This is a genomic window from Marinovum sp. 2_MG-2023, from assembly GCF_030548265.1.
Lineage (GTDB): Bacteria > Pseudomonadota > Alphaproteobacteria > Rhodobacterales > Rhodobacteraceae > Marinovum.
Map to the genome: position 1 here is coordinate 1 of NZ_JAUOSD010000036.1, position 20,715 is coordinate 20,715.

The 20,715-nt window shown below is 57.4% G+C and carries 11 protein-coding genes and 2 pseudogenes; 4 read left to right on the plus strand and 9 right to left on the minus strand.

Translation table 11 applies throughout. The features are described from left to right. Positions 1–204 precede the first annotated feature (204 nt). Positions 205–336: a transposase gene (locus Q4577_RS22005; RefSeq protein WP_303472842.1), complete on the plus strand. Its 132-nt coding sequence runs from the start codon at positions 205–207 to the stop codon at positions 334–336. A 41-nt stretch (positions 337–377) separates the two neighbouring features. Here Q4577_RS22005 and glmM read toward each other — a convergent pair whose 3' ends face one another. The 7 genes and pseudogenes from glmM to Q4577_RS22040 form a co-directional block, all read right to left on the minus strand. Continuing rightward, positions 378–1,718, minus strand: coding sequence for a phosphoglucosamine mutase (gene glmM / locus Q4577_RS22010; RefSeq protein ID WP_303472843.1), 1,341 nt, complete (start codon positions 1,716–1,718; stop codon positions 378–380). A 186-nt stretch (positions 1,719–1,904) separates the two neighbouring features. Then, positions 1,905–2,122: pseudogene (locus Q4577_RS22015) on the minus strand (glutamine--fructose-6-phosphate aminotransferase); the annotation flags it as partial. A gap of 492 nt (positions 2,123–2,614) precedes the next feature. Beyond that, on the minus strand, positions 2,615–5,881 hold the full coding sequence (locus tag Q4577_RS22020) for a calcium-binding protein (RefSeq protein WP_303472845.1): 3,267 nt from the start codon (positions 5,879–5,881) through the stop codon (positions 2,615–2,617). Positions 5,882–5,967: 86 nt separating this feature from the next. Then, positions 5,968–7,515 (minus strand): hypothetical protein, encoded by a 1,548-nt coding sequence (locus Q4577_RS22025; RefSeq protein ID WP_303472847.1) that lies wholly within the window; start codon positions 7,513–7,515, stop codon positions 5,968–5,970. Positions 7,516–7,869: 354 nt separating this feature from the next. Beyond that, positions 7,870–8,514, minus strand: a complete 645-nt coding sequence (locus Q4577_RS22030; protein WP_303472849.1) for a sulfotransferase family 2 domain-containing protein — start codon at positions 8,512–8,514, stop codon at positions 7,870–7,872. 81 nt (positions 8,515–8,595) lie between these two features. Beyond that, the gene (locus tag Q4577_RS22035; protein WP_303472851.1) at positions 8,596–10,695 is read right to left on the minus strand and encodes a calcium-binding protein; all 2,100 of its coding nucleotides are present in this window, start codon (positions 10,693–10,695) and stop codon (positions 8,596–8,598) included. A 141-nt stretch (positions 10,696–10,836) separates the two neighbouring features. After that, positions 10,837–11,040: pseudogene (locus Q4577_RS22040) on the minus strand (integrase core domain-containing protein); the annotation flags it as partial. A 506-nt stretch (positions 11,041–11,546) separates the two neighbouring features. On the opposite strand from Q4577_RS22040, the gene Q4577_RS22045 reads away from it, so the two are divergent. The 3 genes from Q4577_RS22045 to Q4577_RS22055 are packed head-to-tail and all read left to right on the plus strand — an operon-like array spanning position 11,547 to position 13,356. Further along, the gene (locus Q4577_RS22045) at positions 11,547–12,587 is read left to right on the plus strand and encodes a DUF2793 domain-containing protein (protein WP_303472853.1); all 1,041 of its coding nucleotides are present in this window, start codon (positions 11,547–11,549) and stop codon (positions 12,585–12,587) included. Between the two features lie 9 nt (positions 12,588–12,596). After that, entirely contained in the window at positions 12,597–12,917 is a 321-nt protein-coding gene (locus tag Q4577_RS22050; RefSeq protein WP_303472854.1) for a hypothetical protein, read from the plus strand. Beyond that, positions 12,910–13,356 carry a hypothetical protein gene (locus tag Q4577_RS22055; RefSeq protein ID WP_303472855.1) on the plus strand — a complete coding sequence of 149 codons (447 nt, stop codon included), beginning with the start codon at positions 12,910–12,912 and terminating at the stop codon, positions 13,354–13,356. Before Q4577_RS22050 ends, Q4577_RS22055 begins: the two co-directional genes overlap by 8 nt. Here Q4577_RS22055 and Q4577_RS22060 read toward each other — a convergent pair. Further along, positions 13,353–14,870, minus strand: coding sequence for a sulfotransferase (locus Q4577_RS22060; protein WP_303472856.1), 1,518 nt, complete (start codon positions 14,868–14,870; stop codon positions 13,353–13,355). The two genes, Q4577_RS22055 and Q4577_RS22060, sit on opposite strands and share 4 nt — an antisense overlap. Before the next feature lie 80 nt (positions 14,871–14,950). Further along, positions 14,951–20,455: a hypothetical protein gene (locus tag Q4577_RS22065; RefSeq protein WP_303472858.1), complete on the minus strand. Its 5,505-nt coding sequence runs from the start codon at positions 20,453–20,455 to the stop codon at positions 14,951–14,953. Between the last annotated feature and the right edge of the window lie 260 nt (positions 20,456–20,715).

The window sequence follows — 20,715 nt, forward strand, 5'->3', positions numbered from 1 at the left end:
ACATTCCTGAATTGCTCATGGGTGACATTTTAGCTTTGCGGCTACAGAGGCCGCGCCCCATAATCAGGATTATGTTAATTATTGAGCCATTTATGACAATCTGGTCAGTCGTATTTGGTAACCGCCCCTTTGGCGCCGCCTGCCTGAGCTTGGCGGTTTGATCTAAGACACGTGTTTAACAACGTCGCTTAAGCGGGGTGTGGGATGCGGGGCGAAATTCTTGGGGTTGAACGGCGACGTTTCTGGCATGACGATGACAAGCTTGAGATTGTCATGTCGGTTGGTGTCGATGGTGCGAGCGTGACCCAGGTGGCGCAGCGCCATGAGATTAGATGACAACAACTTGGCAATACCCCATGTCTTGGTTCAAGGCGCGTTTACCCTTTGACCGCCTTGATCCGCGCCACAATATCGTTCAGCACCCCGTCCAGAACCGCCATATCGGTGGCCTCGCCCATCACCCGGATCAACGGCTCGGTGCCCGAGGGGCGGATCACCAGACGGCCCTGACCGGCCAGCGCTTTTTCGCCCTTGGCAATCGCCTCCAATACGTCGCCGTCTTGCAACGGGTCGGTGCCGGGGGCGAAATTCACATTGACCAGCTTTTGCGGCACCGGTGTGAACACATGCCCCAACGCGCTGGCCTTTTCGCCGCTTTCCACCATTTCCGCCAGAAATTGCAGCGCCCCGATCAGCCCGTCGCCGGTGCTGGCGTAATCGGTCATCACCAGATGGCCGGATTGTTCACCGCCCAGGTTGATCTGTTTCTCGCGCATGCGTTCCACCACATAGCGATCGCCGACCTTGGTGCGCTCCAGCCCCACGCCCTGCGCCGCCAGATATTGTTCCAGCCCGAGGTTCGACATCACCGTGGCCACCACCGACCCGCCGGTCAGCTGGCCATTGCGCGCCCAACGGCTGGCAATCATGCCCATCATCTGATCGCCATCAATCACCGTGCCGGTTTCGTCCACAAGGATCACCCGGTCGGCATCCCCGTCCAGACAAATTCCCAGATCGGCGCGGGTTTCGCGCACCCGGCGCACGGTGGCCTCTGGATGGGTCGAGCCGCATTCCTCGTTGATGTTAAACCCGTTGGGATCGGTGCCCAGCGTGATCACCTCGGCCCCCAGTTCCCACAACACGGTCGGCGCGGCGCGATAGGCCGCCCCATTGGCGCAATCCAGCACGATGCGCAGCCCTTCCAGACGGCGGCGTTGCGGAAAGGTGGTTTTGGCATATTCCACATAGCGCCCAACCGCATCCTCAAGCCGTTTGGCGCGGCCAATGTTTTTGGGGGCAGCCGGTTCAACACCGGCTTCAATCAGCGCTTCAATCTCCATTTCCGCCGCATCCGACAGCTTGAAGCCGTCGGGGCCGAAAAACTTGATACCATTGTCCGAGGCCGGGTTGTGGCTGGCGGAAATCATCACCCCCAGATCGGCGCGCATCGAATGGGTCAGCAGGCTGATTGCCGGTGTGGGCGCGGGGCCAAGCAAAAACACATTCATCCCGGTCGAGGTAAACCCCGCCGTTAGCGCGTTTTCCAGCATATAACCCGACAGGCGCGTGTCTTTGCCAATCACCACCCGGTGCTGGTTGTTGGTGCGGCGAAAATAGCGCCCGGTGGCTGCGGCCAGCCGCATCACAAAATCTGCGGTCATCGGCGCGGTGTTGGCCGGGCCGCGGATACCATCGGTTCCGAAATATTTGCGCATGGGCTGTGACAGGCTCCGTTTTGAAGATGTGCCAGAAGGGCGTTTGGGCGTATTTTGGGCGGTTCAGCCCTATTCGACGGTTACCGATTTCGCAAGGTTGCGCAGCTGATCCACATCGGTGCCTTTGGCAAACCCTTCGCTGTCAGAGATCAGCACAATCCCGCCCGCCGCGCGCCATGGGGGGCCGCGGGTGTGGCCAATGCCGATCTTGCCCTCAAGCGGGGCATGCAGCAGCGCGTCAGACAGGTTGACCAGCTTGCCAATTGCCCGGCGTCAGTTCAGTTTGCCATCGCTGAGGGGGGCAATGCCAGCGCGGTCATAGCCGCGATATTCCAACCGGCGCAGCCCGTCCACAATCAACGGGCCGACCTGATGCTGTCCAATAATGCTATGATACCACACATGGGCGCATTCCTTTTTGTTGGCCATTTTGCTGAGAGAGGTGGAACCGTTGAAACTGTGGCGCGCGCAGCCATGATCTGCTTGCGCCAGCGTCTGGGGCCAAACCGGGGGCCACAACGGAACCCACAACCGGCGGCGTCACAACGCGTTTCCTCATCAAACTCAAACCTGCACTTTGCTATTGCTCACAGACTGCATAGCCATTGCAGGAACAGATTCAAAGCTGCCCCCGGTTGGCAAACCCGCCGATGGTGTCACATTTTGAAACATCGCGCAGCCTACTCATTTGAATGACTATAGAAACCCCGCTGAAGATCCCGTTCCGCAGATGGCGCTGCAAGGGTCTCTGGGTAATCCCCCGAAATTCAGGGGTGTCTGAAAACAGGCCTTTTTCGAATGATGAAAGAGGGGGTTCCGATGAATGGCGCGCGCGCGGCCGGCAGGTGCAAAGAAGCTGCCGACCCTGCCGAGAGGGTGGATTCTGGCGATGATGCCTAAAAAATTTCCACGTTGCTCTCGAACCCGATCCCGGAGGTGATCCCGTTCAGGGTGATTGTATTGCCGCCGCCAAAATCGAGAACCAGCGTACCGGAACTGTCATCGCCAAACATGTCGATAACCTGAGCTGCGGTCAGTGTGCCGGTCACACTTGCGCTCCAAAGCGCATCATCCAGCCGCAAAAGGTCGCTACCATCGGCGAAATCGGTGATCGTGTCATTGCCAATGGTATTGCCCAAGAAGACAAAACTGTCCGCGCCGCTGCCACCGGTTGCGGTGTCGTTGCCAAAACCACCATTCAGCACATCGCTGTCCGCCCCGCCGAACAGACGATCATCGCCACCATTCCCCGCCAGCATATCCTGACCAAACCCGCCTGACAGCGTATCAGCCCCAGTGCCGCCGCCCAGCGTGTCAAAGCCGCTCCCCCCGACAAGGTTGTCATTCCCGTTCTGCCCGAGCAGGCTATCGTTGCCGCCGCCGCCATTGATCGTGTCATTCCCGGCGCCGCCTTCTACCGTGTCGCGGCCAAAGGCATTGTTCTGGGTCGTGTCGGCATAAAGGTCGTTCCCCGCGCCCAGATTGGCTTGATCCCGGCCATTGCCGCCATAAACCCGGTCGTTGCCGTTACCTGCCAGCAGCGTATCATTGCCTGCATTGCCGCTCAGCGTATCAAAGCCGTTACCTCCGACGAGGCTGTCATTGCCGGCCTGCCCGAGCAGGCTATCGTTGCCGCCGCCGCCATTGATCGTGTCATTCCCGGTGCCGCCTTCTACTGTGTCACGGCCAAAGGCATTATTTTGGGCTGTATCGGTATAAAGGTCGTTACCGGCACCCAGGTTGGCTTGATCCCGGCCATTGCCGCCAAAGATCCGGTCATTGCCGTTGCCGGCCGACAACGTGTCATTGCCCGCGCCACCGCCCAGCGTATCAAAGCCGTTACCCCCGACAAGGCTGTCATTGCCGTTCTGGCCGAGCAAGCTGTCATTATCAGCCTCACCCTCAAGATAATCGCCGCCGTTACCCCCAAGCAAAGTATCAGCCCCGTCGCCACCTTCCAGGTAATCCGCCCCGCCGCGACCATTCAAAAGATCGTCACCGCCAAAGCCAAAGAGCGCATTGTCAACGGTACTGCCCAAGAGCGCATCATCGTCGTAAGTCGACCCGCGCACGCTTTCGATGTTCGTTAGGCTATGGGTAAAGGCATTGCCATCCCAGGTCCCGGTTGCCGTTCCGGCCTGAAGATCGACTTCGACCGGCCCAACGCCCGAACGGTCATAGCGCACGCGGTCAACCCCACCACCGCCGTCAACCGTGTCGTCGCCTTGTTCGAGGATAAAGCTTTCGTCAAGACCGCTGCCGGTGATACGGTCATTGTAATCGGTCGCGCGGATTTCCCAGATATCGCCCGTGTAGCTTTCTGCATTGCCATAACCGTCATTTGCAATGATGCGGGTAGCCGTGTTGATCTCCAGCCCTTGATCACCGTTGCGGAAGCTCAACCGGATGGTTCCATCGCCACTAAAGGCATAAGTGTCCGCCCCACCCAGCCCCTGAATACCCATCCACTGACCACTGGCCAGGGTAATGGCGAAGGTGTCATTACTTTCGGTGCCATCAATGCTTAGCCCGTCACCATCGAGCGGGGTCATCACATCCACCAAGGTATCTGTGCCAGACATGCCTTTGTCTACCGACCCGGTATTGGCAACGCCGTTGATATTAACTGAGATGCCGTTGTCCAGATTGCCATACCAGATCCAGGACCAATCCGTCGTGACCATGCTGAAATCATAGGTGTCTTGACCGGTGCCGCCATGCGCACCATCCTGGTCACCCAGATTGGCAAGGTCATCACCGGCCCCGCCAATCAATGTGTCTTGACCAGCACCGCCGGTCAGCGTGTCATTGCCATCCTCGCCATAGAGCCGGTCATCGCCGCCCCGGCCATCAACAAGATCGTCGCCGCCCCGACCATAGAAAAGCTCATCCGCGGCGCTGCCAAGCAAGGTGTCATTGTCATAGCGCGAACCGCGCACATATTCGATACTTGTCAGGCTGTGGGTGAAGGCATTGCCGTCCCAGGTGCCGGTTGCCGTCCCTGCCTGAAGATCAACTTCAATCGCGCCGACCCCCGAGCGATCATAGCGCACCCGGTCAATCCCGTCACCGCCGTCAACCGTGTCATTCCCTTGTTCAAGGATAAAGCTTTCATCGCGATCGCTGCCGGTGATGGAATCGTTCATATCCGTGGCCCGGATCTCCAGACGCCCTGTGCCCCCGAGCACATTGATCTGGTCCGTAAAACCAAAGCCATCATTGCTGACCACACCCGTCGACAGGTCGACGCTCACCCCCTGTGTCGGGGCCTGATCCGCCCCGTAGTTAAAGCTGATCCGTCCACCATCATTCAGGGTAATGTTATAGGTATCGTTGCCTTCGTTGCCATACAGGGTAAACCAGCCATCCGTTGTGTTGGTGACATTAAAGACATCGTCAAATTCCGACCCTTCCAGCCCAATCCCGTCGGCCAGCATGGCGGTGCGCACATCAACGATTGTATCGTTAAAGCCCGGCCCGATAACCGAGCCGGTATTGGCAACGCCATCGGCGTTGAGGGTCAAACCACTTCCGATGTTTTCATAATCCAGATGTACAAAGGTCAGCGGTCCGGCGTTGGACAGGTCAATGACATCATTGCCGACCGTCCCTTCAATGTCGTCATAGGTATAATTAACCGTATCACTTTTGGTGCCGGGGGTGATGGTGTCATTGCCCGTCCCGCCCTGCAACCGGTCTTCAAATGCGGTGCCGATAATATCCATTGGCGCCGTGATCAGCGGCAACAGATAATTAAAGTCATCCTGAAGATAGAGCTCTCCGGCTGCACCGCTGCCATCAATTGTGAACGTTCCCGAGGCATTGATCAGCGAAGCCAGGGGGCCGTAATCATTTGACGCCTCAATGGCCCCAAGCGCATTGTCGAAACTCACAAGGTTCCAGCTGATATCACTGATCGTGGCCTGGGTATCGTTATTGTGAGCAAAGATAGCACCGGTGATTGTGCCTGAAATGGGTGCTCCATCAGGCGCAAGAACAAACCCGGTGCCGGTCAGGGTTGTCGTGATCCCGGTTGCGCTGTTTTCCAGAACAATCTGCGTTGCCGTCGGCACCCCGACAATCGAGATACTTCCATTTCCGTTGGAGTCAAAAAAGGCTGCATCGAAAAATCTGGAGTCGGTGCCGATGTATGTGAGAAGCATGAATGTCCCCTGGATCTAATTAATTTTAGTCGAAAGTTTCTGTTCTCAAGCTGCGCAAGTTCACTTCTTTTGGCAATCGTGGAATTTCAAAAAATTTCCACGTTGCTCTCGAACCCGATCCCGGAAGTGATCCCGTTCAGGGTGATTGTATTGCCGCCGCCGAAATCGAGAACCAGCGTACCGGAGCTGTCATCGCCAAACATGTCGATAACCTGAGCTGCGGTCAGTGTGCCGGTCACACTTGCGCTCCAAAGCGCATCATCCAGCCGCAAAAGGTCGCTACCATCGGCGAAATCGGTGATCGTGTCATTGCCAATGGTATTGCCGAAGAAGACAAAACTGTCCGCGCCGCTGCCACCGGTTGCGGTATCGTTGCCAGTACCGCCATAGAGCGTGTCATTGCCCGCGTCACCGTTCAGAACGTCATGACCCAGCCCGCCTCGTAAAACGTCATCGCCCCCGCGCCCCGCCAGTGTGTCATTGCCGGCATGACCTTCGGCCGTGTCGTTGCCGCTCCCGGCGTATATCTGATCGTTGCCAAGGTTGCCAAACAAGCGGTCATTGCCCGCCTCTCCAAACACCCGGTCGTTTTCACCGCCCCCCGCCACAGTATCATTGCCCGAACCGCCATTGACGGTGTCTTGGCCCGCGCCGCCAAACACTCGGTCGTGGCCTTCTTGACCCAGCAACGTATCGTTGTTGTTGCCGCCTTGCAGAATATCCTGTCCCCGGTTGCCAAGGATCAGATCATTGCCCACGCCCCCCAGCAGCAAATCATCATCGGCCCCGCCCCGCAGAACATCATTTCCCTCAAGCCCGAGGATCGAGTCCGCCCCCGCATCCCCGCGAATGTCATCATTGCCGCGATTGCCTGCGATTGTGTCATCGCCGGAGCCACCCGTGATCGTATCAGCCCCTGCCAAAGCTCTGATGTCATTGGGGCCATCGCCGCCTTCCAGAACTTCGGATGCCGAAGAGCCGGGCGCGGGGGTTACAGCCGGATCACTATAGCTGTTGTCCGCCGCGACATGCGGCACCACCCCGTTTTCGCGTGCCCAATCGGCAAAAGCCTGGGCACCAAGACTCGGGTTATCGGCGTGTTCGACAGCGAAGAAGTCATGCCCTGGCACCCAATGAGTGGTGTTTTGCAGCACATCGTCCCATGCCGCGCCAAACTGAGCCTCCATCAGCAGCGCATCGACATTCTCAAAATAGGCGATGGTGGCCGGATCAACGGGTTGCGCGCTGTCCCAGCCGATATAGGCGCCGGAATTCACAGTGATATAGGCATCAGGCCTTACCGCACGTACCGCATCAGCAATGGCATTGACGAGGGCAATCATGTCCTGCGCTGCCTGTTCTATGGTATACGACACACCAGCGGCGTCATAATAGCGTCCGACATCATCCAAAAACACACCATCGGCCCCCAACCCGCCCTGCGCGGGGGCCGTGACCATAAGGACCGCGACATCAATCAGCCGCTGCTGCCATTCGGGATTGGTATAATCGACGATCCGGCCATGCACCGTGCCATCCGGATCTTGGGCATAACCATGGTTGTCAATTAGCCACGCAGGAGCAACAGGATTGACGGTGCCAATGTCTTTCTCCGCGGGGTCACTGAAAGTCACCCAGGCGTTGTCCCAGTAGTTCCGGTTATGATCGGTCACAGAGACGTTCAGATAGCCAATAAACGTGCGCCCCTGATTCTGAAATGCATCAATGTTGCTGGAATCAAGAACCAGGCCATATAGGGAATCCACCCCGGTTTCGGCGATTATTAAATCCCCGGTCTGTGGATAAATGTTCAAAGAATCAACGTCGCTTAGGTTGAGAATAAATTCTGAAATCTGGGGCATGACAGGATCACATTATTTCAAAAGGATTTAATCTTTACGTTAAACGTTATTACGATTTTTCCAAGCTCAATCTATCCGGCTGTAGGGGTGATCTTGTCATCGCTGGCCTGCCGGCCAATCCAAAGGTCACCCCCGGGCACGTAGCTTGGCCATGCCTTTTTCGTTGATTTCATCCAGCCGGCTGCGCAGTTCAAAGTCCAGAGCATAATGTTTTTGCAGCGGTTCTATCATCGCCTCTGGAATCTTGAATTCGGTCAGGCGGCTGACATTTCTGCGCGGCAATGGGCTTTTGACGCCCAGGCCTTCGCAAATTTCACCAAACATTTCGTCCAGACGCTCGTAAGGAATAATCACATCCGCCAGAACCGCGCCCTTGGGGCAGCAGAACAATCGGCGTTGCAAATAATTTTCCCCGTTCGCACAAACCACGTTCCAGTCGCGCCGGGCCCAGAATTGCTCAAATGTCATGCCATCAGGCAACGGATTGTGCACCTCTGGGTTGCCTTTTCGGTAGCGATACCATGATCCTATCCAATCAATAGGGTCCCGCATCACACCAAAGGTAAAGAAACGCTCCCTTTCCGCCGCCCCAAATGGCCCGCCGGTCACCTCGGGGTAAAGTTTGGTCAATTCCTTGAGTGGAACATGCTTGCGTTCGGAGGTTCCCGCGTAATGGATGTCGGCATGGGGTTTGAGCGCCCGTTCGACAGACGTCGAGGCGGTTTTGGTGTTGGCCACAAAAATGAATGATTTGGTCGTCCCAATCAGCATGTGCCATCTCTACCTTATGGTACATCCAGCCAACAGCCTTTTCGCCCGCACCGTCTTGGTGCAGGCGAAAAGGGTTTGATATCAGAACAGCTGTGCCTCAAGTGCGTTCAGGTCATCATAACCGTTCAGACGCAGGCTATCACCGTTACCGAAATCCAGCACGATATCAGCTCCGTCGACACTGGCAAATTGCGCGATCACCTGTGCAGCGGTTGTGGCGCCGCCCAAAAGGGCGGGATCAAGGAAGATTTCGTCATTCGCGCCGAAATCGCCAATTGTGTCAGCCCCGTCACCGAAATCGAACATGAAATCATCCGCACCGTCGCCGCCGAACATCTTGTCCGCCCCGGAGCCGCCGGTGATTTCATCATTGCCCGTGCCACCGTTCAGCCAATCGTTGCCCGCGCCACCATCAAGCGTGTCCGATCCCTGCCGTCCGCGCAGGGTGTTGCTGTATTGATTACCGGTCAGCATATCGTCAAAGGGCGATCCGTTTACCACTTCGATAGAATAGAGCATATCGCCCAAAGCCGCCCCCGCATTCAGTGCTTGATCGGCCAGCGACAGGATCACGCCTTGTGTGGCATAGATGTAGTTGACGGTATCATAGCCCACGCCACCGCGCATCTCGTCGGCACCACCGCCACCGATCAGCTCATCGTGGCCGGATCCGCCAAACAGCGTGTCATCACCCGCGCCACCGCCCAACATGTCATCGTCTTCATTGCCTTCCAGCCGGTCGTCACCATCGCCGCCCCGGACCGTGTCGTCGGCACGCCCGCCTTTTACAATATCGTCCCCGGCCCGACCAATCAGCAGATCTCCAGAGTGGCGGCCACGCAGGGTGTTATCAGAGGCGTCGCCAATCAGCGTGTCTTCGCCATGGGTTCCTTCAAGGTTCTCGATCGAAACAAATGTCATGCCGACATTGCCAAAACTGCCATCCAGCGAAATCGCAAGATTTTCGGGGCCGTAGGAGTATCTGTTATAAAACTGGACAGTATCAACCCCATCGCCCCCATCCATCAGCAGGCCTATGGAGGTTCCAGAATAATAATCATGGATGAAAAGGTCGTTGCCGTCGCCGCCATAAAGGCTGTCATTGCCGTTATGGCTATAAATCATGTCGTCGCCCTCGCCACCGTCCACGACATCAATACCGGACTCACCTCTCAGGGAATCGTTGCCCGGGCCCCCTTGCAGGGTGTCATCGCCGTTACCGCCGATAAGCTCGTCATTACCCTCGCCGCCCTGAAGGTCGTCATAGCCGCCGGAGCCGACTAATACGTCATCCCCCGCGCCGCCATTCAGCGTATCACTGCCCTCGTCGCCTTCGAGGTGATCGTTATCATCGCCACCCAGCAAGCTGTCGTTGCCCGCGCCCCCAAAAAGAACACCATCGCCGGCACCACCATCCAGCGTATCGTCCCCGACACCGCCATCAAGGTAGTCATGGCCATCTCCCCCCTGCAGGTCGTCGTTGCCATCGGAGCCGCGAAGATCATCATCACCCGGGCCACCGTCCAGCGTATCGTCGCCGAACCCGCCATTAAGGTAGTCATGGCCATCTTGGCCCAGCAGGGTGTCATTCCCTTCGTTGCCGAAAAGCCGGTCGTCACCTGGACCACCCTGAAGGTTATCGTCGTCTTCGTTGCCGGAAAGCCGGTCGTCACCTGGACCACCCTGAAGGTTATCGTCGCCTTCGTTGCCGAAAAGCGTGTCGTTGCCCTCGCCCCCATCAAGTGTGTCGTAGCCGCCCAATGCTGACACCTCGTCGGAACCGGCGGTACCGATAAAGTTATCGTCCATGTCAGTCAGGACTTCAGCGAAGGTCGCGCGTACCTCGTAACTGCCGGAAAAATTCCCAGCATACGAGGTGACCTGAATGTAAAACATGCCCGTCTGATCCGCGATGAAGCGCAGCTGTGAATCCAGATTGCCGTTGCTGTCATCGTTGTAGCCCACCAAAACACCCGCGGAGTCGAACAAGGTTAGGTAAGTATCAGACAGGTCTACGCCGGTGACGTCGATCGTAACCGGCACCCCCTCGGTCAGCGAAATAGCAATCCAGTCGGCATCACTTTCGGGCGAAATCGTGCCTTCGAACACATCGCCGGCAGCGATCTGGTAGGGGGTTGTGTTATTTTCGGGGGCATCCGTGGTTTCGGAAATGATTGGCATGAGGCGAATTACCTTCAATGGATGAAATGAAAAATCCCTTGAATCTTATCGTGGCGCTTTGCAAACCACCAATGGTTTATCTGCTTCTCCTGAGTTTCGTCAGATACGTGGGTCTTGACCTGCCCCCGATGGCTTCCTCATTCATAACAAGAGTTTGCGGGTCTGGTTTTCATAGTTTTGGTCGTCGGTTTGGGCAAGCGCGGCGGGCGCGGAGCCCTCAAATTGCTCAAGCGTCCGGCGCGCTTCTGCGGGTGTTTTGTTGCCGATCGACGAGTGCGGCCTGACGTTGTTGTAGTCATATCGCCATAGGGCAAGCTTGCGTCTTGCATCGCCCAGGGTTTCGAACCTCTCAGAGGTGGTCCTGCAAGAGAGCGTGGCGGTTTATCGGGCTTGTCTGACAAATGCAGGGTCGGGTTTCTGATCAACAGGTGGCTTGCAGCCCGGTCAGGACGTGATTTTCTGTTTGACAGCAGCAGGAGTATGCGGGGCGCATATCAATGCGGTTTTAAGCAGTTCCCAAGCGGTCAGAGGTGCAATGTTCGCCCTTGCAAACGGGGTGTTCGAGAACGGGAACGCAACCTTGACCGAGGCACAGATCACGTTTGATCCCCTTTAAGATATTGATTTTAAACCATGTTGTGATGCAGTCACTGGAAATGAGTGCTGACAATGTGAAATGATCCGGCCGTGCCCCCCTTAAGTGCGCGGCTGGGGATGTTTGTTCGCAAAGCTCTGTTGATGATCAGGCTCGCATGGGCCGACAGGCCATCGATACCGCGCGGTCTGTCTGGGCTTCCTTAACACTTCAGAGACATGTTTGCGATTGTTCGCAGTCGCACTCTGGAGATGATATGTCTAACACCACACAGCTTGAGTTGCCTTATCTTCAGCCGTCCCAAGCCCAAAAGCATGTGACCCATAACGAGGCGCTCCGGCTTTTGGATGCGCTGGTACAGCTGAGGGTGCAGGGTTTCGATCTTGTCATCCCGCCGCCAACACCCGCAGAAGGCGATGTCTTTGCCTTGGGAACCGGGGCGACAGGGGGCTGGGCCGGGCAGGACAATATGCTTGCGGTCTGGGACGGGACAGCCTGGGGGTTTGTTGCGCCAAAAGAAGGCTGGCGCTCTTGGGGGCTCGCAACGCAGGAGTTGCGGATTTGGGATGGTGGAGCCTGGACACAGGTGCCGGGCACACAGGACAACCTGCATCATCTGGGCATCAACACAACCGCAGACGCAACCAATCGCTTGTCCGTGAGTGCGGATGCCTCTCTGTTGAGCCATGATGGAAGTGACCATCGGGTAGTGGTTAACAAGGCCGCTCTTGGTGACACGTCGGCATTGTTGTTCCAGTCTGACTGGGTCGGACATGCCGAGATCGGATTAACGGGCAGCAATGATCTGAGTTTTAAGGTGTCTGCTGATGGCAGCAGCTGGAATGATGCACTGGTGGTAAATGCGACAAGCGGCCATGTGTCGGGCGCCGCTGTGCAGGCCAGCCCAACCGACATCACGCCGGGACGCTTGGCGCGGGCGGATTATGCCTATAGCCCGGGAAATGTCGTTGGCACAGTTGCACAACTTTCTGGGGTGCCAACCGGTGCCGTGATCGAGGGCGGCAGCAATGCCAATGGTGATTACATCCGTTTTGCGGATGGGACGCAAATTTGTTCCAGCGTGGTTCTGACCAATGCTGGCTCGGCGTTTACGCGGATCTGGCCGGCAATGTTTATTGCCGCTCCGCGGCTATCATTGGCAGCGGGCGGCACGTCGGCAATAACGGCGACGTCTGCCAGCAACTCGACCATGAGTGTCGATCTTTATGCTTTTGATACCACCGGGTCGCAGATTGCGGCCTATGTCGGCGTGGTCGCCATGGGGCGTTGGTTCTGAGGAGAGAACATGAAAATTGAATTTATGCCGATGCGGCACGATGCCCGACCTGTTCTGAAACAGCGGGGAGATATTCTGTTTATTGATGGTGACATATTCGACTTCACCGACCTGCCAGAAGGGGCGATGCTGCCTTCCGCTGCGGTTGCTTCGGAATGGATTGTGGGCCCGGTGACCCGCAAGGATGGCATCGTATGCCTAACGATTGTTTTACCGCACGGGCCTGAAGCACCTGAAATGACCCGGCACCCGAAGCAGTTAATCGTGCAGGAAGACGGGGATATCCTCCTGCCGGAACATGGTCATCACAAGGAGCGCGGCAATGTCTAATATTGACTGGAGCCAGATTGTTACCGCCAAGGCGCGCGCAGAAGGCGCGCTGAGAGAGGCCCGTATCAAGGCACGTCAAACGCTTGCCGATGCACTTGACGCTCATGCAGAGGTTTTGTCCGGTGAAAGATCACTGACGGAATGTTTGTCCTGGCAGTCCAAGGAGCAGGCCGCGCATCGGTTGCTTGCGGATTGTGTAACGGCTGAGGATATCGCACCGTTACAGGCCGAAGCGGATCAGGCCGGCGAAACCGTGCAGGATCTGGCGCAAAAGATCGTAGCGAAAGCAGCCTCCTTTCGCCTGTTGTCGGGGCACCTGGCCGGACTGCGCCGCCGCTATGACCGGTATATTTCCGAGGCGAAAACCGCCTCGGAGCTTGGTGACTTGCAAGCCTCGCTGGCGAAGGATCTAGAGCAGATCCGGGCTGACAACACCTAGCTTTTTTTGCTTGTGCCACGTGCATGGTCAAGACGCCTGTCAAAAACACGGGCCACAATGTCGGGATCCATCGGCTCACCCAAAAAATCAAAGAGAGGTTTCAGGGTTGTTGGGTCCTTTACATAGGTGTCGTAATGGACATGGCAGCAATGGTCAGGGTTGCGGGCGATGTAGCGCGAAAAGAGTGCCTCGGCTTCGGCCAGCTCTGCCAGCACAGCAGCTTTGTCCATCGTCGCCCACCAGCCTGAGTTGCTGACCGCGTCGTGGTTGCGGGTGTTAAAGACAAACCGACAGCGCGGAAAGAACATGCGTAGGAAGCGCAGCGTCGGGGCAAATAGTTTTGGGCGCATGTGAAAACGTATTTCCTTGAAACCCGAGACGCGGGTGCCGGGTTCAGGCCTGAGCACGTTTTGAGTGAAACAGGCGGCCAGCGCTTTGCCATATTGTTTGGGGTCGACATTTTCAGCCCCGAAAAACGGATGGTTTTGGCTGGTTGTGGCACCGGCCTTGCGCAGACCAGACATGGGTTCGGATTGACGAATGGCGTTCCAGCTCTGCACAAGCGGGGGTAATGCGTTGTTATTCTCACCGCGGATTTGATAGCCGGGAATATTGTTCAGAAGATTTTGCAACAACGTCGAGCCAGACCGCCCATAGGTTATGATGAACACATAGCCGCCAGCGGGGTGTATCCGGGGAATGGACCTAGTGTTGTCTTGGGCTGAGCTTCTCTTGCGATGGGGGGTGGGCGGATTCTGGCACAGGGTTTGTGCAAGCGTGACCGCTTCTGGATATCCGGGCACATATGGCGCGATATCTTCGGAGCGTTGCGCCTCGCCCCTTGTTAAATAGAGCAGATCGGGTGCATCAGGTGCCAGCGCAATCCCAAGTAAGCGTGCAATATCCCGCGCCTGTTCGGCAAGCGGGACCGAACTGTAATACAGGTCTTCGAAAACAATCTGGCGAAAAGAAATGGCGCGGGCCTTCAAATACCCTGACAGCCGGATTGCCACTTGGCGATCGCGCTCCACCCGTAAACGCAGCTTATCGAGGTCAATCGGGTTCGGGCGTAGATCCCCTGTGCGAATTTTTGGATAGATCTGGCGCGCTTCGATCGGTCCCCACGCACCGGTTGCCTGTGCCAACACAAGCGAGCCCAGCCGCCGGGCTTCATCGCGCCGGATCAGTACAAAGATGGCATAGTCACGCGCAACACAGGCATCGATCAGGTCTTGGGTGATTTTGAAACCCACCACATCAATACAATGCTTGATATTCGGCCTGTCTGTCAGGGCCTGCGCGATATTTTCACGCAAATCTTCCCGCGTACCGCCCCCGACAAAGGCGCGGGTGATATGGCCGAGGGAACGATCCGGGTTAAAGGGTTCGTGTTCAAGTGTTGGGAAACTTGACGCTCTTGACAGAAAAGCCGTCAGCGATGTGCCCCCTGTTCGACGTAGGGTCAGGATGAGCCATGGACGTTCGGTGGCAGGTTCGGCAGAGCGTTCGGACATCTATATCGTATTCCTCAGTGATCCTAAGCGTATGGGGCACCAAACACCGGTGCCCCATACGCTTAGATTGACCCGCTTGCTTAGAGGAAGTTGAAATCGTCTGCTGTCAGGTTGGACAGCTGAGTGTTGAGGATGGTGATTGTGTTCACCCCGTCTCCCCCTAGATCATAAACGATATCGCTGCCGACCTGGCTGGAGGCGGCGGTGAAATCGGCAAAGGAGCCCACTTCGCTGCCGGCGGCGAACACGATTGAATCACTCACCGCGTTTCCTTGTGTCGGAGCGAAGTTTTCGATCGTGTCATTGCCAAAGGCTGCGCCCGAGAACACGAAGACATCTGCGCCGGGACCACCGTTCAGCACATCATCGCCATTGCCACCGTTCAACGTGTCGTTGTTGGTACCCCCGAGGATCACGTCATTGCCATTGCCGCCCAAGAGAGCATCATTGCCAGCCTCGCCCAGCATGCGGTCATTGCCGGCCCCGCCGTTCAGCGTGTCATTGCCCAGCCCGCCAAGCTGAGTATCGTTACCGCCTTCGCCCAGCATGTTGTCATTGCCAGCCTCGCCCAGCATGCGGTCGTTGCCGACACCACCACGAAGCTGATCATTGCCGGCCCCGCCCAATACAGTGTCATTGCCGTTTTGGCCGTTCAGCGTATCGTCGCCGCCGCCCCCGCTCATGGAATCTGCCCCGCCATGGCCAAGCAATTGGTCATTGCCGTTGTCGCCAAACAGATCGTCATCGCCGATACCACCGGTAAGCACGTCATTGCCGCCCCCGCCGCGCAGGACGTCAGCCCCGCCGTCACCAAAGAGTCGGTCATTGCCATTGCCACCAAGCAGGACATCGTTGGCGCCCCCGCCGCGCAGAATATCGTTGTCTCCGTGCCCCAAAAGCCGGTCATTGCCATTGCCACCATTAAGGATGTCATTGCCGTTGCCGCCACCAAGCGTGTCGTTGCCATCGCCGCCATTCAGCGTATCGCCGCCATTCTGACCCTGAAGATTGTCGTTCCCGATTGCGCCATTGAGAATGTCATTGTCATTGCCGCCAAACAACCGGTCGTTGCCCCCTTCGCCGTTCAGCGTGTCAACACCGTTCCCACCCAACAATGTGTCATTTTGGGTGCCGCCGTTGATCGTGTCATCGCCCGCATCGCCAAAGATACGGTCCGCACCGCCGCCGCCAATCAGGGTGTCGTTGGCGTCACCGCCCATCAGCGTATCATTCTGAGCGCCGCCATCCAATCGGTCGGCTTCGGTGCCCCCGGACAGGGTATCACTTCCGTTGCCGCCATTGAGCGTGTCGCTCCCCATATCACCGCTGATCGAATCCCGGCCATTTCCGCCCAGAATGGTGTCATTGCCGCTCCAGCCGTGCATTTCATCATTACCGGCTCCGCCGAAAAGACTGTCCTGACCCTGACCGCCTTTCAGCGTGTCATTGCCGCCACCGCCAAGGATGGTGTCATTGCCATAGCCGCCAAAGAGGACGTCATCGCCGTCAACCACGGTCAGGCTTGCCGGAATAACGATGTCATATTGGGAATTTGGATCGTTGGGGTCATAGAATTCGGGCCGGATGCGCAGGTTTTCAAGGTCGAAATAGCCCGCGCTGTGTATCGCCGGGTCGTAAGCGGTCATTGAGACACCATAGAATTCGGTGATCACCCACTGGCGGAATTCCGCCAGTGTGGTTGCGCCGTCACCCCGGATAAAGTCATCGCCATTAGAGCCGTCAATCGCATCATTGCCGCCGCCACCGGTCAACGTGTCATTGCCGAAGTCACCGGTAAGTGCGTCATTGCCCGCACCGCCATCCAGAATATCGTCGCCAAAGCCGCCAAGCAGGTTGTCGCTGCCGCCCTCGCCCCACATCATGTCATCGCCGCGGTTGCCTTCGGCCCGGTCATCGCCGGAACCGCCGGTGGCAAAATCCTGTTTGTCGTCTGCGTGAACTTCATCATCGCCATCCCGCATGATGATGATGTCGTTGCCGGCGTTGCCGCCGATGTTGTTGCCTTCTGCGTTGTCGAAATAGATGTCGTCGCCAAAGCCCAGGGTCTGGGTCGAATCCCGCAACTGAAGCTGGGTATCCAGATCAAGCGTTGAGACGAAGTAGATGTGGTCATGGCCTTCGGTCTGACCAAGATCTGTGGCGATGTCATCCACAACCGACACCCGAACCGTGTTGTCCGCCGGGCTGTCATCAATGACATCCGGGGTTGGGTCTTCGATGAAATCATCAAGGAACGGAGCGGTGCTGCCCTGAGCCAGACCATCCAGATCAAAAATATTCACCGTCAGATCCGACAGCTGCGTATTTTTCAGAATGACCGTGCCGCGCGCACTGGTCAGTTCGACATCCGCACCATTTTGCACCATCTGCGAAAACAGGAACTCGGCGCTGCGCCCGGTTGCGCTCATGTCGAGTTTATCAAGCAACGGGTCGAAATCCATGATGACATCTGTGCCATCACTGGGGTTGCCAATGATCTGGGTCGGGGTGGCGGAATCGATGAACAGGTAATCGTGGTTGCGCCCGATTACAAAGATATCCGCAAAGGCCTGTGTCGGGGTGGTAAAGGCACCGGTGACAATAGAATTATCGAAATCAAAGATAAAATCCATCGCGGCGCGCCATTCGGCGGTGTTGCCCTGTGCCCCGGTGAGGTTGTTGAGTGTGTTGACATGCGCGTTCATCACCAGGCTCTGATCGCCGTAAAAGGTGTTGTCGGTGGCGCTGCCCATCAGGATATCATGGCCATTGCCACCAAGCAGCCGCGTGCCGCCCGCAATGCTAAAGCGTGCACCCGTGCTGTCGGTAATGTCGGTGCGTGCGGTTGAGCCATCAACCAGATCGTTGCCGTCGCCGCCGTCAAGGAACCCGACAAGATCGGCCCCGCGGACCACGTCATCGCCCAAACCGCCGGTGGCCCCGGCAAAGCCAAAGGCAGGCCCGGACGTGACCGTGATATCAGCGATCTCGAAATCTGCCTCAGCCTGATAGACAAAGATCAGCGTGTCTTCGTCCGCGCCACCATGAATGAAGCGGTCGGTGCCGTGGTTGGCTTCGATATAATCGTTGCCCAACCCGCCAAACACGACGTCTTCGTCATGGTCGCCAAACACGAAATCATCACCCGCGCCACCATGAACAAAGTCATCCCCTTTGTTGCCGCCAACGTGGTCATTGCCATCGCCGCCAAAGATTTCGTCATTGCCGTCAAAGCCGGAAACAAAATCGTCGCCTTCGCCGCCAAAGACGGTGTCATCCCCTTCGTTGCCGGTGACGAAATCTTCACCCGCGCCGCCACGGATCAGGTCGTTGCCCAAGCCGCCGCCGATCAGCGGATCATCACCGTCGCCACCTTCGAGCGTGTCATCGCCATCTTCGCCAATCAGGGTATCCCGGCCGGCACCCCCAACAAGGCTGTCGCCCTGTTCGTTGCCGTTCATGGAATCGTCGCCGTCGCCCCCGTTCAACGTATCCCGGCCCAGACCCCCGAACAGGTTGTTGCCTTCGTCGCCACCGTTGAGAAGGTCCGCGCCTTCGTCGCCGATCAGCGTGTCGATGCCAGTGCCCGCGTCCAGCGTATCATTCCCGGCCCCGCCTTCGAGCAAGTCATTGCCCGCGCTGCCGCTGAGGAAGTCACGATCTTCGTTGCCGCGCAGGATATCATTGCCCTGCCCGCCGATCAGCGTGTCATCGCCCTCGCCGCCCGAAATTGTATCGCTGCCAGTATCGCCGGTGATGGAATCGTTGCCGTCCTCACCATCAACGCTGTCATTACCGGCATTGGCGGTGATGGTGTCGTTGCCTTCGTTGCCGTTGATGGTGTCATTGCCGATGCCTGCGGTAATGGCATCGCCGCCGAAGCCGCCAAAGAGTGCGTTGCCGTCATCGCCGCCGTTCAGCACATCGTTGCCGGCGTCGCCGATCAGCGTATCTGTTCCGGTGCTCGCGTTGAGCGTGTCGTTGCCGTCGCCCCCTTCAAGCAGGTCATCCCCGGCCCCGCCATTGAGAATATCAGCGTCTTCATTGCCGCGCAGGATGTCGTCGCCGTCATTGCCGATCAGCGTGTCCTGGTCTTCGCCGCCTGAGATGGTGTCATTGCCACTGTCCCCGGTCAGGCTGTCATTGCCTTCTTCGCCGTCGATGCTGTCATTGCCACCGCCACCGGTGATGGTGTCGTTGCCTTCGTTGCCATTGATGGTGTCATTGCCGGCCCCGCCCGAGATCAGGTCGAACCCGAGCCCGCCAAACAGGCCGCTGTTCCCGGCCCCGCCGGTGATGGTGTCGTTGCCATCGCCACCCTCCATGGTGTCGCTGCCGCCCCCACCCGCGGTCAGAATGTCATTGCCGGTGCCACCAACAAGGCTGTCGTCGCCATCACCGCCTTCGATGCTGTCGTTGTTTTCATTGCCAAGCACGGTGTCGTTGCCATCACCGCCATACAAGGTGTCGAGCCCAAACCCGCCGGACAGGTCATCATTGCCGTCACCACCTGACAGGATATCGCTGCCGAGTCCGCCGCTGGCGGTATCATTGCCAGCACCGCCGCCAATTGAGTCATTGCCGTCTTCGCCAATAATGGAATCGTCACCGCCGCTGGCGCTGAGGCTGTCATCACCATCATTGCCGTTGATCGTATCATTCCCGGTGCCTGCGGCCACGGTATCATTCCCGATGCCGCCGAACAGGGCATCGCCGGAATTGCTCCCGTTCAGCAGGTCATTGCCCGCGTCGCCGACCAGCGTATCGGTGCCGGCCCCTGCATTCAACGTATCGTTGCCGTCGCCGCCCTCGAGCAGGTCATTGCCCGCGTCGCCATCCAGGACATCGTCGTTTTCATTACCCGAAAGCGTGTCGTTACCCGCCCCGCCGATCAGATGGTCAAGACCTGTACCGCCCGAGAGCGTGTCATTGTCATCGCCACCTTCCAGCGTATCATTCCCGACCCCACCGGTCAGGCTGTCGTCACCGGCCCCGCCAAACAAGGTGTCATTGCCGCTTTCGCCGATCAACATATCATTGCCGGTGTCGCCCTGAAGCAGGTCGTCGCCATCATTGCCGTTCATGGAATCGTTGCCAGCGCCACCACTCAGCGTGTCATTCCCGATGCCGCCAAAAACACCGTCGTCATTGTCGCCGCCATTCAGTGTATCGGCCCCATCCGCCCCAAATAACGTGTCGTTGCCTGCATCGCCTATGAGGCTGTCATTGCCGCTCCCACCGGACAGGGTGTCGTCGTCGGCACCCCCATCCAGCGTGTCGTCGCCGACATTGCCGTTCAGCTCGTCATTGCCTGAATCCCCTTGCAGGCTGTCGTTGCCACCCTCGCCGTGCAGCGTATCGTTACCTGCACCACCCGACAGTGTATCAGCCTCCGCCGAGGCACCGCCCTGCAGGCTGTCATTGCCGTCCCCACCATCAAGCACATCAAGACCGGAGCCCCCCAACAACGTATCGTTGCCACCCAGACCGCTGAGTGTATCGTTGCCTGCAAATCCGGTGATACTGTCATCCGCTGGTGTACCGGGAATTGCTTCGGGATTCGGGCTACCGTTCAATACTGCCATTATTCATCCATTCGTTAGATAGTGTGTCATGAAGCTGCGCGCTGCGTGAGGCTGAAAAATGCTACTTGGGCTCTGTTGATATTGCACACGGCTTAAGGCCAATTTTATAACTTAAAGTCTCTGCCATACTTGAGGGCGGGCTAAGATTTGCATGTCGTTGATGTCTATAACGTTAAACTCGATAAATAATAGGTTTACCGGAGACATGTTTTCATAACTTTGCGCGTTCAGTTGAATTTTCTTCCGATGTGGCCTGAGTG